Below are 12,421 nucleotides of genomic sequence, written 5' to 3'. Positions count from 1 at the left end.
ACGCTCCGTTCCCGGCGCCCCGGCGCACCTGAATGCCTGGCGGCATGATGGGGCACATGGGCGGCGACGAGACCGAGCGGTCGGGCGCGGACATCGAGCCTCGGGACGACTGCGACGTCCTGGTGATCGGCAGCGGGTTCGGGGGCAGCGTGACCGCGCTCCGCCTGGCCGAGAAGGGCTACCGCGTCACGGTCGTCGAGGCCGGCCGCCGGTTCACCCCGGCGACACTGCCGAAGACGAGCTGGGACATCCGCAGGTACCTGTGGCTGCCGCGGCTCGGGTGCCACGGGATCCAGAAGATCACCCTGCTCGGGCGGGTGCTGGTGCTCTCCGGAGCAGCGGTCGGCGGTGGATCGGTCGTCTACGCGAACACGCTGTACCGGCCCCTGGACGGTTTCTACGACGATCCCCAGTGGGCGGACATCGCCGACTGGCGTGCCGAGCTCGGGCCGTTCTACGGCCAGGCCGAGCGCATGCTCGGCTCCACCCGGAACCCGTCGATGACCATGGCGGACGAGGTCTTCCGGGACGTCGCACGGGATATGGGCGTCGAGGACACCTTCCGCCTGACCGACGTCGGCGTGTTCTTCGGCCGCGACGGCCAGCGCGAGCCGGGGGTGACGGTTCCCGATCCCTACTTCGGCGGCGCCGGCCCGGCCCGGACGGGCTGCGTCGAGTGCGGCGAGTGCATGACGGGATGCCGGCGCGGCGCGAAGAACACCCTGGACCGCAACTACCTCCACCTGGCCGAAGGGCTGGGCGCCCGCATCGTGGCGGACACGACCGTGCGCTCGGTGTGCCCCGACGGGCGCGGTGGCTACGAGGTCGAGACGGTGCGCACCGGCAGCCGGCGGCGGGACGCGCGGCGCTGGACGGCCCGCCAGGTCGTGTTCGCCGCGGGCGCCCTGGGAACCCAGCGCCTCCTGCTCGGCATGCGCGAACAGGGGCACCTGCCCGGCATCTCCGACCGGGTCGGCCACCTGACCAGGACGAACTCCGAGGCGATCCTGGGCGCGACCCGGCTGCGGCCGGATGAACGGATCACCCGGGGGGTGGCCATAACGTCGTCCTTCTACCCGAACGATCACACGCACGTGGAACCTGTCCGGTACGGCCGGGGCAGCAACCTCATGGCGTTCCTGTCGAGTGCCATGACCGACGGCGGCGKCTCCCTGCCACGCTGGGCGAAGCACCTGCTGCTGCTGRCCCGCCGCCCGTACCTCACGCTGCTCGCCCTGCCGTGGCGGTGGTCGGAGCGAACCATGATCGCTCTCGTCATGCAGTCCCGGGACAACTCGCTCACCGTCAGCCGGCGCCGCGGGCCGTTCGGGACGTCCTGGCTGACGAGCCACGCTGGCCACGGGGAGTCCAACCCGACCTGGATACCGGAGGGCAACCAGGCGGCGCGGCTGGTGGCGGAGCGGCTGGGCGGGTATCCGGGAGGCGCGATCACCGAGCTGGCCGACATCCCGCTGACGGCGCACATCCTCGGCGGGGCGGTCCTGGCCGCTGATCCCGCCCGGGGCGTGATCGACCCGTATCACCGGGTTTTCGGTCATCCCGGCCTGCACGTTGTGGACGGCTCGGCGGTGCCGGCGAACCTCGGGGTGAACCCCTCGCTGACGATCACGGCGATGGCGGAGCGGGCGATGGCCTTCTGGCCGAACCGGGGCGACACCGACCCCCGCCCGCCGGTGGGCGCGGCGTACCGGCGGATCGCGCCGGTGGCACCGCGGAACCCGGCGGTGCCCGCGGACGCACCGGGACATTATGAAATAAGTACCCTGACTAGCACGAATACGGATCTGCCCGGGATGCGGTAGCTGGCGGTGGCCAGGAGACTCCCCTGTAAGTTGTGATCAGAATCACATTTCTGGATGTGACCGGCAGCGATGCTCGTCGGGCTGTTCATGATCACTCGGCGGCCGGCTGGAGTCGGCTGGTGCAGCCGAGGGCGCATCCCAGCCCCTTCCCGGCCACGTCTGAACTGACGGCCTCGGACGAGCCGGCGGTATCGGAACCAGCGGGGCGTCTGAGCCGACGGCAGGCGGTGCCCGGCCCGAGGAAGGGCCGGGCACCACGCGCCGCTCAGGTGCGCCGGCCAGCCTCGGTCATGGTGTCGACGCCGGGCATCTCCTCGAGCCCGGAGGTCACCTCCGGGCTCACGCCGTCGGCGAGGTCGGAGCGCAGCGGGGTGACCGGCTCGGCCGTGATCGTCTCGGTGTCGGCGCTGGCCAGGTAGCGGCGCGCCGCGACGGCGGCGGCCGCGCCGACGCCGATGAGGAACAGCGTCACGACTCCGCGCCGCCGGCGGCGGTGCACCCGGGCGAGCTTCACCTCGGCCTTCTCCAGTCGCTTCTCCAGTAGCTCCTGAGCGCGGTCGGCCCGCTGGCGGGCCTTCGACTCGGAGCGGACGGCCTTGCGCGACCGCGACTTCTCCAACCGGAGCTCGGTCGCCATCCGCGCCCGCTCGGCCGACAGCTCCGCGCTGGAGCGGGCCTTCTCGATCCGCCGGGCCGTCCGGCCCGACACCGCCGACGCCTTGCCGACGGCGAGCCCCGCGGCCTTGCCGGCAGCCTTGCCCGCGGCCGTCCCCCCGGCGCCGGAGACGTCGGAGACCCGGTGCACGAGTGTGCTGCTGGCGTCACGGGTGGCGTGCGCCGCCGAGCCCGCGGTGCTGCCGGCCTTCAACGCGGCTTTCGACGCCGCCGCGCCGGCGCGATCCGCCGCGTTCTTCGCCGCGCCAGGGAGCCCGCTCACCGGCGCGGCGTCCGTCACGTGCGCGAGCCTGTCCTTGAGTGTCGTGCTCATGGCATCCCTTCGCTTATTGCGTCGTGGCCTGTCGCGATCCTGGTGCCGGATCGCGCCGGCGGCCGGCCACGGCTCCACCGGCGTGTGTTGATACGCGCCGTCAAGATCTGTGCAGTGTCCCGTACCCCGTTCGGTGGCTCCTAACAACGCGACGGGACGTCGGGTCGTGTCACCTACCCTTGCGACACATGCCCTGTGCTGTCCCGGGTACCGACGATCACCGTGGTCCCGTGTGGGCGCGGACCGTGGTGCCGCTCGGGTACGGCCCGGGGCCGGGGCGGCGTCCGGCGTGCCTGTCGGGATGTCCGGGAGCCGGCCGCGGGCGGCGCGCCAGGTTCCGGTCGGAGGTGCGGCATACGATCGGGGCCAGGACACGCCGTACGTGCCGAAAAGACGGAGAGAAGAGAGGCCCCATGGCCGAGGAGCTGTACGCGACGGTGCGCACGACTCAGGGCGACATCGAGATCAGGTTGTTCCCGGATCACGCGCCGAAGACGGTCAAGAACTTCGTCGGGCTCGCGACCGGGTCCCGGGAGTGGACCGACCCCGCGACCGGCGAGAAGAAGACCGGTGTGCCGCTGTACAGCGGGACGATCTTCCACCGGGTGATCCCGAACTTCATGATCCAGGGCGGCGACCCGCTCGGCAGCGGCCGGGGCGGCCCCGGCTACCAGTTCGCCGACGAGTTCCACCCCGACCTGCGGTTCGACCGTCCGTACCTGCTCGCGATGGCGAACGCGGGCCCGGGCACGAACGGCTCCCAGTTCTTCATCACCACGGCGGCCACCGACTGGCTGAACCGCAAGCACACGATCTTCGGCGAGGTCACCCGGGGGACGGACGTCGTCGACAAGATCGGTAAGACGCCGACCGGCGCTCAGGACCGCCCCAAGACCGACGTGGTGGTTCAGGAGATCGTCGTCGAACGCCGCCCGGCCTGAAGCGTCGATCATGAGGGCAGGGGCGGCGCGCGCGACCGACCGGGATGATCGCAGGTGCTCGGCGCGGCGGGTCCGGCGGTGACGGACTCGCCAGCGGGTGATCCGACCCGTGCGCCGGAAGGCTCTTCTGATGCGCCCGGGGGTTCCGGTGGGGCCGGTAGTGCCGGCGAAGCCGAGATCCCGCGTCCCGCGTCCCCCCTGCCCGCCGCAGGCGAGCCGCCGCCCGCCGGCGGCCCTCCCAACGGCGGCCCTGCGTCGGGCGGCCCGCCGCACGAGCAGGTCGGATGGCGGCCGGAGACCGGCCCGCCCGCCGGTCACGCCGGGTGGACCCCACCGCCGGCGGGAGCGCCGAGCCTGCCCCACTGCTATCGGCATCCCGAGCGGGAGACGTACGTCACCTGCCAGCGGTGCGGGCGTCCCATCTGCCCGGACTGCATGCGCCCGGCGGCGGTGGGCTTCCACTGCCCCGAGGAGTCCGGCGCCGGCGGTGGCGGGCGCCCCGAGCGCCGCCGAGAGCCGCGGACGGACTTCGGTGGCCGGCCGGGAGCCGGTCGCCGCGGGCTGGTCACCCAGGTTCTGATCAGCCTGTGCCTCGTCGCGTTCGTCCTGCAGGGCCTGCCCGGGCTGGCGCGCGACTCCGGCTCCCTGAACCAGTTCAGCGCCGACTTCCGCCTGTACGGCGTGTCTCTCGCGTGGGACGACCAGTACTACCGGCTCCTCACCGCCGCCTTCCTGCACGTCAACTACCTGCACGTCCTGGTGAACCTGTATGCGTTGTTCGTGCTCGGCTACCAGCTCGAGGCGATTCTCGGGCGGCTTCGCCTGGTGGCCCTGTTCGTCGCCTGCGCCGTCGGTGGGAACACCCTGAGCTACCTGGTGAACGGTGCGTCCGTGAACTCGGTCGGCGCGTCCACCGCGATCTTCGGTTTCTTCGGCGCGTACTACGTGATCGCCCGGAGGCTGCGCGCCGACACCACGCAGATCCTGATCCTGATCGGGATCAACTTCGCGCTCACGTTCACGCTGTCCTTCATCGACCGCTGGGGCCACGTCGGGGGGCTGGCGGCCGGGGTGCTCGTCGGCCTGCTCTACGCCTACGTCCCACCGCGTCGAACGGTCGTGCAGGCGGCCGGGGTGCTGGCGCTTGTCGGCCTGCTCTTCGCGGCGGCCGTAATCAAAAGCGCGGACCTGACCGCCGCCTTCGCCTAGCGGCCCCCTGCCGCCGTCGGGAGTCAGCCCAGGCGGAGGCGGAGTTCCTCGACGGCCTCGGCCACCCGCTCCGGGTCGGCGCCCAGCGCGCGGCGGCTGAGCAGTACGGGCCCGTCGATGGTCTCGATCTCCAGGGTCCGCAGGTGGACGAGGCGCCGTCCGTGGGTGAGGGTGCCTGACCGCGCGCCGAGCACCGCGGCCCACGGCAGGTGCCGCCGCCGCAGGCCCTCCACGTAGTCGATCCCGCCGGGGCCGAGCCGCAGGGTCGGTCGGGACACCGCGTCGCTGACCGCGAGTGCCACCAGGCCCAGCCCGACCAGCCCGACCAGCAGCCGTCCCGCGCCGTCGAGGGAGGCGACCCGCCAGGCGAGGTCCTCGACGGCGGCCACAACAAGCAGCACCGCGCCGCCCGCGGCGTAGGCCGCGCACCGCCAGATCGGCGGGGACCACGAGAGGTCGACCGGGGGCGTGCTCATCCGCCTCACCAGAGCGCCCGGGGGATGCCCCGGCCTTCAGGCCGGGGAGGAATTCGGTCTCCCGCGGAGCGGGGCAGGGGCAGGCGATCCGCCGCGAGGCGGACAGCCGTCGAAAAGCGCAATGCAACAGGTGGATGATCTCGTTGCGTGGAAATTAGATGTCTTCTTTCGCGATTTCGGTGAGGCGGGTGCGCGGGTCGTCCGAGAGTGGGATGTTCGGATTCTTCGTCGTTGTGCGGTGATGTTAGGGTGTGGCCGTGTCCAGGTTCCGGTTGTATCCCGACGCGGTGCAGGAACAGGCCCTGTTGGTGCACTGTGGGCATGCCCGGTTCGTGTGGAACCTCGCGTGTGAGCAGCAGTCGTGGTATCGGCCGTGGCGTGGCCGGGTGCCGGGTTATGCGGAGCAGAACCGGCAGTTGACCGAGGCCCGGTCGGCGAATCCGTGGCTGGCGGCGGGCAGTGTCATCGTGCAGCAGCAGGCTTTGCGTGACTTCRCGACGGCGATGGCGAACTTCTTCCGCGGTTCGCATCGCAGGCCCACTTTCCGTAGGCGTGGGCGTGGTGAGGGGTTCCGGATCGTGGCGGTGAAACCGGGCGACGTCCGGCGGGTGAATCGCCGTTGGGCGCGGGTGCGTGTCCCGAAGGCGGGCTGGGTGCGGTTTCGCTGGTCCCGTGCTGTGTCGGGCGCGAGGTCGTATCGGGTGACGCGGGATCGTGCGGGTCGCTGGCATGTGGCGTTCGCCGTGGCCCCGCATCCGATTCCCGCGCCGGGTACGGGCGGGGTTGTCGGGGTGGATCGTGGGGTGGTGGTGTCGGTGGCGCTGTCGACCGGGGAGCTGCTGTCCTGTCCGGGTCTGCGAGCTGGGGAGCGGGCTCGGCTGGTCCGGTTGCAGCGCCGGCTGTCGAGGGCCAGGCGTGGGTCGCAGCGACGCGGGCGTCTCAAGGCCCGGATCGCACGGCTGCGTGCCCGGGAGGTTGACCGGCGCAAGGACTGGGTCGAGAAGACCAGTACCGATCTCGCCCGCCGGTTCGACATTGTCAGTGTCGAGGACCTGAAGATCGGGAGGATGACCCGCTCTGCCCGGGGCACCGTCGAGGCGCCGGGAAGCAACGTCCGGCAGAAAGCCGGGTTGAACCGGGGCATCCTGGCTAACGGTTGGGGTCTGCTTGTCCGCCGGTTGAAGCAGAAGGCCTCCGGCCGGGTGGAGAAGGTCCCCGCCGCGTACACGAGTCAGCGTTGTTCTGCCTGCGGGCATGTGGCGCCTGGGAACCGTGAGAGCCAAGCGGTCTTCTGGTGCGTGGTCTGCGGGTACACGGCCAACGCCGACGTGAACGCGGCGGTGAACATCGCGGTTGGGAACATCGCGGCCGGACGGGCCGTGACTGCGCGGGGAGGCGCGGCGTTGGCCGTGCCCGCGAACCGCGAACCTCAACACTGCGCACCCCTTCTGGTGGGTGTGTAGGAGTTGGAGTCCCCCGCGCTCACGCGGGGGAGGACGTCAACCAACCACAGGTGGCGCGGGCGAGCGGGCGGGCGTCCCGGCCCCCTGGTGCTCCAGCTCGGCGAGCGTGGTCAGGGCGCGGTCCACGACCTCCAGCCGGGTCAGCTGGGCGGCCTGCCGCCGGATCGCCGCGACCGCGTCCACGCCGAGCCTGTCCCGCAGCTGCTCAACCAGGTTGTGGACCCGCTCGGCATCCGCTCCGACCACGGCGGAGGAGTCCGGGTCCGCGTCGGCGGCCGTTGAGAGCAGCAGCGCCTCGGCGTCCCGCCCCAACCGGCCGAACAGGTCCGCCACGTTGCGCAGCGTGGTCCACTGCTGCGGCCAGCTACCGGTGCGCAGCCACAGCCGGATCACCTCCGGGTAGTGGGCGGTCGCGGTCGCCAGGTCACCCGTCCGCACCGCGGACGAGGCGAGGGTGACCAGCGAGATCCCGACCGCGAAGGTGACGCCGCCGGCGCGGGCCGCGGCCAGGGCACGCTCGGCGTGCCGGCGCGCCGTAACGGGATCGTCGTGGATGTGGATCTCGGCCTGGACGTACTCGACGAACGACCAGATGATCGGCCCTCCCGCCGTGCCGACGAGCTGACGTGCCCGCGTGACCAGCGCGTCCGCCCGGTCGGCATCGCCGCCGTAGGCCGCGGCCAACGCCGCGACGGCCATCTCGTTGGCGGCCAGGTCGGCGTCGAGCGCGGCCGCCGCGACGAGGTGGTCGATCGATGAGGCGAACTCGCCCGCGAAGAGGTCGGTCACGCCCAGCGCGTACCGGGCGGTCGCGACACCGGCGTCGTCCACGGCGGTGGCGAGGGCCCGGTCGGCCAGCTCGCGGGCCTTCCCGAGACTGCCGGCCCGCCAGGCCGCGTGGCTGGCCGCGGCGTACAGCAGCGGGGCCTCGGGCAGCTCGGCGAGGCCGGGGTCGTCCGCGGTCTCCAGGGCCCAGGCCCACAGCTCGGCGTTGTTGTGCCAGGCCGCGAACTCCCCGAGATCGATGCTGATCCGGGCCGCCCCGGCCAGGTCGCCGTGTTTCAGCATCCGCTCGCGGCAGGCACGCAGCACGGGCAGCGCGGTCAGGATCCGCCGGCCCCAGCGCGGCCCGTCCGGACCATGCAGGCCGCCCGCCGCCGACTGGGTGAACTCGCGGGCCCACGCCGCGATCAGGATCTGGGCGGTCTCGAGCTCCCCGGCGGCCCGAGCGGCCTCCAGGCCGAACGCGCGGATGCTGTCCAGCATGCGGAACGCGGTGCCGTCATCGGGATGGGCCGGGTCGGTGACCGTTTCCACCATCGACGCGTCGACAAGTGTGCTGAGGGCGGCGATCGGATCCTCCGCCGGCTCGGGATCCTCGGAGCAGGTGACGGCGTCGGCGACGGCCTCCGCGATCGAGAGGTCGAACAGGCCGGGAACCGCCGCCAGGTGGCGGAAGAGACGCTGGGCCTGGGCGTCGAGTAGCCGGTAGGACCAGGCGATCGTGCCGCGCAGGGTGTGATGGCGGTCGTCGTCGACGGGCGGTCGCCGGCCTCGCCCGAGGTCGAGCCCGGCGTCCATCCGCGCGCGCAGGTCGGCCGGGCTCAGCGCCGTCAGCCGGCTCGCGGCGAGCTCGATGGCCAGCGGCAGCCCGTCCAGGCGTCGGCAGATCGCCGCGGCGTCCTCGAGGGCCGTCGCGGGCAGATCCCGGCCGCCCCGTGCCTGGCGTGCCCGGTCGAGGAACAGCCGAACGGCGGCGGCGCCCGCGGGATCGGTGTCCGGGGCGGGCAGCGGCAGCGGCCCGAGGCGGAACACCCATTCCCCGGACGTTCCCAGCGGAGCGCGACTGGTCGCGAGCACCGTGAGGTTGGGTACCCAGCGGAGCAGCTCGCCCACCAGGTCGCGGACGGCGTCCAGGAGGTGCTCGCAGTTGTCGATCACCAGGATCTGCCGGCGGGTCGCCAGATAGTCGATGACCGCGCGGAGCAGGTCCCCCCTGGTCGTGACCTCGAGGGCCTGGGCCAGCGCGAACGGCACGGTCGCCTCGTCCCGGACGGGCGCCAGCTCGACGAGGGTGGCTCCGTCCGGCCATCGCGGGGCGGCGTGGTGCACCAGGTCCAGCATCAGCCGGGTCTTTCCCACTCCGCCGGGGCCGACGACGGTGACGCAGCGGTCGGGGTGCAGCAGCTCCGCGAGCCGGTCCAGTTCCTCCGCGCGGCCCAGCAGCGGGGTGGGCGAGCGCGGGACGCGCGCCCTGGCCGGCCCGGCACCGCGGCCGTCCGGGTCATCCGGCCGCCGTGCCGGTGTCGTGACCGCGGCCACTGCCGGTCTGGCCGTGACCGGCTGGCCTGCCGTGACCGGTGGGCCGGGCTGGATGGCGCCTGGGACGGGACCGGCGAGGTCGCCGCGGGCGACCGCGCGTTCGAGGTCGGCCAGCGCCGGCGACGCCTCCAGGCCCGTCTGGTCGGCGAGCCGGCGGCGGAAGTCACGGGCCGCCGCGAGGGCCTCGGGTGCCCGGCCGTCCAGGGCCAGCACGCGGACCAGCAGCAGCAGCGCCGACTCGCGTAACGGGTCGGCGGTGGCCGCCTGCTCGGCATCTCCGATCACCGCGCCAGCCGGGCCGCAGGCCAGTCGGGCGTCGAGCAGGCCGTCCACGAGCGTCTGCCGCAGCCGGGTGAGCCGGGCCGCCTCGGCGCCGAGCGGACCGGCGGAGCCGAACTCCGCCAGGGCGTCACCGCGCCACAGATCGAGGGCCTGCCGTAGCCGGTCCGCCGCGGCGGCCGGGTCGGTGGGGCGCAGCGCGCGGGCCTGGGCGGCGAACGCCTCGGCACGGGTGGCGTCGAGCGCGTCCGCGCCCAGGACCAGGCGGTATCCAGCGCCGTCCCGGACGAGACGGCCGGCCCGCGGCCCCAGATGGCCCCGGACGCGGGAGAGATGGCTGTGCAGCGTGCCGTCCGCCGAGGCGGGCGGGTCGGCGCCCCAGACCGCGTCGATCAGCGCGCCGGCCCCGACGACCCGCGCCCGCGACATCGCCAACATGGCCAGCAACGCCCGCCGCCGTGCACCGGGGACGTCCACCTCGGCGCCGTCGACACGCAGCCGCATCGGGCCGAGCACGTCGATCTCCACGCCCGTGTCCGCGTCGTCCACGTTGTCGCCCCCCGAATCCCTCGATTTCCGCCCATCGGCACGTTTCCGCCCCCGGGACGGCCGTGCATCCGCCGTTCGGTGGCCGTGCATCCGCCGGGACCGTCGCGCATCCCGCGTGCAGGTCCCATTCAAGTCCGTGACCGCAGTCTCAGAGGTGTTCATCACCGGGATCGTCCGGACGGGTGCCTGACACCTCGCCGGGCATCCGACACAGCGAGGAGGCAGCCATGACGAACACGACCATCGAGACGACGGCCGGCGAGACGAGCCGAGAGGCAACGCCCGGGACCACCGACGGGACCGTCCCCGGGAGTGCCCCCGAGACGGCTGGAGCGGCGGTCGCCGAGGCTGGTCCGCCCGCGGGCCTGGACCTCGCGGAGGTCGAGCGGTTCACCTACAAGATCGCCCAGGACCAGGCGGTCGCCACCGTGGGCGCGCTGGGCTGGCTCGGCGACCGGCTCGGGCTGTGGGCGGCCCTCGCGGCCGCCGGCCCGGTCACCAGCACGGAGCTCGCGGCGGCGACCGGTCTCGCCGAGCGGTACCTGCGCGAGTGGCTCGCGTCCCAGTTCGCCGCGGGCAACCTGCGCCATGACCCGGCGAGCGGGCGGTTCCACCTGCCCGCGGAATGGGCCGCCGTGCTCGCGGACCCGAACTCGCCGGTGGCCTCGGCCGGCGGCTACGAGTCGCTCATGGGCTTCTACGCGGCCGCGGACCGGCTGGTCGAGGCGTTCCGCACCGGCGGCGGCATCGGCTGGGGGACCCACGACCCGCGGCTCTACAGCGGTGTCGACCGGTTCTTCGGTCCGCTCTACCGCGCCAGCCTGGTGAGCGAGTGGCTGCCCGCGCTGGACGGGGTCGTCGAGCGGCTGCGTGCCGGCGCGAAGGTCCTCGACGTGGGCTGCGGCCACGGCACCTCGACGCTGCTCATGGCGGAGGCGTTCCCGATGTCCACCTTCCACGGCGTCGACCCGCACCCCGAGTCGATCCATGCCGCGCGGACGGCCGCCAACCGCGCCCGGGTGGCCGACTGGACGACGTTCTCGGTCGCCCCGGTAACCGGCGACATCGGCAACGGGTACGACCTCGTCTGCTTCTTCGACTCCTTCCACCACGTCCGGGACGCGGTGGCGGCCGCCGCGGCGTGCCGCCGGGCGATGGCGCCGGGCGGCACGCTGATGCTGGTCGAGCCGCGCGCGGGGGACAGCGTGCAGGAGAACACCGACGTCGTCGGGCTGACCTTCTACGCCGCCTCCACCCTGGTGTGCCTGCCGGACGCGCTGTCCCAGCACGGCCACGACCACGACCACGACGGCGGCCACGACCACGACCACGACGGCGACGGCGACGCCACGGACGCGCTCGGCGGCATGGCCGGGCCGGCGCGGCTGCGCGAGGTCCTCACGGCGGCGGGGTTCGGCTCCGTCCGGGTGGCCGCCGAGACCATGGTGAACATCGTCGTCGAGGCCCGGTCGTGACCTCCGTGCCGGCCGCGACGGAGGCCGCCGCTCCGGTCGATCCCGAGGTGGCGGCGGTGGTCCTCGACCTCCTCACCGCGGGCCGCGCCGCGGCGGCACCCCCGGCGACCGCACCGGCGGGGGCGCCGTCCCCGGGACCGTTGCTCGGCGTCTGGGCGCACCCGGACGACGAGACCTACCTCTCCGGGGCGCTGATGGCCACCGCCGCGCATCTCGGCGCCAGGGTCGTCTGCGTCACCGCCACCCGCGGCGAGCTGGGCGGGCTGGTCCCGCCCGGCTCGCCCCCGGGGCTGACCCTCGACCGGCTGCGGGTGGCCGAGCTGGCCGAGGCGCTGGACGTCCTCGGGGTGCGCGAGCAGGTTCTGCTCGGACTCCCCGACGGCGGCTGCGCCCAGGTCGCCCCGGCCGGCCCGCCGGGCCCGGCCGGCCCGGTGGAACGGATCGCGGGCATCATCCGTGAGCTCCGCCCGGCGGTCGTCGTGACGTTCGGGCCGGACGGGTTCACCGGCCATCCGGACCACCGCGCCGTCTCGGCCTGGACCACCACCGCGTTCGCGCGGGCGGCCCCGGACGGCGCCCGCCTGCTGTACGCGGCCGCGTCGACCGACCACCGTGAGCGGACGAGGGACGTCGACGAACTCCTCGGCATCGCGGTGGATGGCGCGGACCTCGACGGCGACGACGGCCCGGTCGTCCCGCCAGGCGCGCTCGCGGTACGGCTGAACCTGGCTGGACGGCTGCTGGAACGCAAGGTCGCCGCGTTGCGGGCGCACGCCTCGCAGACCGCGGGCGCGCTGGCGGCGCTGGGGCCGGACCGGTTCGCCGGTTGGGTCGCGGAGGAGGCCTTCGTCGATCATCGCGGCCGGGTGTCACCTTGACTGTCGCCTTGGCGACTC

The 12,421-nt window shown here is 73.6% G+C and carries 9 protein-coding genes; 6 read left to right on the top strand and 3 right to left on the bottom strand.

The features are described from left to right. Positions 1-56: 56 nt before the first annotated feature. Positions 57-1,823, top strand: coding sequence for an FAD-dependent oxidoreductase (locus BBK14_RS17915; RefSeq protein WP_083391046.1), 1,767 nt, complete (start codon positions 57-59; stop codon positions 1,821-1,823). Between the two features lie 265 nt (positions 1,824-2,088). Here the strand turns inward: BBK14_RS17915 and BBK14_RS17910 are convergent, their stop codons facing one another. Beyond that, a complete protein-coding gene (locus BBK14_RS17910; protein WP_071063995.1) occupies positions 2,089-2,811 on the bottom strand; it encodes a hypothetical protein in 723 nt (240 codons plus the stop codon). A gap of 413 nt (positions 2,812-3,224) precedes the next feature. On the opposite strand from BBK14_RS17910, the gene BBK14_RS17905 reads away from it, so the two are divergent. Both BBK14_RS17905 and BBK14_RS17900 read left to right on the top strand, forming a co-directional pair. After that, on the top strand, positions 3,225-3,752 hold the full coding sequence (locus BBK14_RS17905) for a peptidylprolyl isomerase (protein ID WP_071063993.1): 528 nt from the start codon (positions 3,225-3,227) through the stop codon (positions 3,750-3,752). Between the two features lie 78 nt (positions 3,753-3,830). Next, positions 3,831-4,961 carry a rhomboid family intramembrane serine protease gene (locus BBK14_RS17900; protein ID WP_083391047.1) on the top strand — a complete coding sequence of 377 codons (1,131 nt, stop codon included), beginning with the start codon at positions 3,831-3,833 and terminating at the stop codon, positions 4,959-4,961. A 23-nt stretch (positions 4,962-4,984) separates the two neighbouring features. Here BBK14_RS17900 and BBK14_RS17895 read toward each other — a convergent pair whose 3' ends face one another. After that, on the bottom strand, positions 4,985-5,437 hold the full coding sequence (locus BBK14_RS17895; protein WP_071063991.1) for a PH domain-containing protein: 453 nt from the start codon (positions 5,435-5,437) through the stop codon (positions 4,985-4,987). A gap of 251 nt (positions 5,438-5,688) precedes the next feature. On the opposite strand from BBK14_RS17895, the gene BBK14_RS17890 reads away from it, so the two are divergent. After that, positions 5,689-6,900 carry an RNA-guided endonuclease InsQ/TnpB family protein gene (locus tag BBK14_RS17890; protein ID WP_198541327.1) on the top strand — a complete coding sequence of 404 codons (1,212 nt, stop codon included), beginning with the start codon at positions 5,689-5,691 and terminating at the stop codon, positions 6,898-6,900. Between the two features lie 36 nt (positions 6,901-6,936). Here the strand turns inward: BBK14_RS17890 and BBK14_RS17885 are convergent, their stop codons facing one another. Continuing rightward, positions 6,937-10,050, bottom strand: coding sequence for an AfsR/SARP family transcriptional regulator (locus tag BBK14_RS17885; RefSeq protein ID WP_071063989.1), 3,114 nt, complete (start codon positions 10,048-10,050; stop codon positions 6,937-6,939). Positions 10,051-10,277: 227 nt separating this feature from the next. Between BBK14_RS17885 and BBK14_RS17880 the strand changes: the two genes are divergently transcribed. Together BBK14_RS17880 and BBK14_RS17875 are read left to right on the top strand one after the other, a co-directional pair. Further along, positions 10,278-11,525, top strand: a complete 1,248-nt coding sequence (locus BBK14_RS17880; RefSeq protein ID WP_241831625.1) for a class I SAM-dependent methyltransferase — start codon at positions 10,278-10,280, stop codon at positions 11,523-11,525. Next, positions 11,522-12,403 carry a PIG-L deacetylase family protein gene (locus BBK14_RS17875; protein WP_071063987.1) on the top strand — a complete coding sequence of 294 codons (882 nt, stop codon included), beginning with the start codon at positions 11,522-11,524 and terminating at the stop codon, positions 12,401-12,403. The genes BBK14_RS17880 and BBK14_RS17875 overlap by 4 nt, the downstream gene beginning before the upstream one ends. Positions 12,404-12,421: the final 18 nt, after the last annotated feature.

It is taken from the genome of Parafrankia soli (assembly GCF_001854695.1).
Taxonomy (GTDB): domain Bacteria; phylum Actinomycetota; class Actinomycetes; order Frankiales; family Frankiaceae; genus Parafrankia; species Parafrankia soli.
The sequence above is the reverse complement of the archived record's forward strand: the minus strand, read 5'-3'. Positions and strand labels throughout refer to the sequence as shown.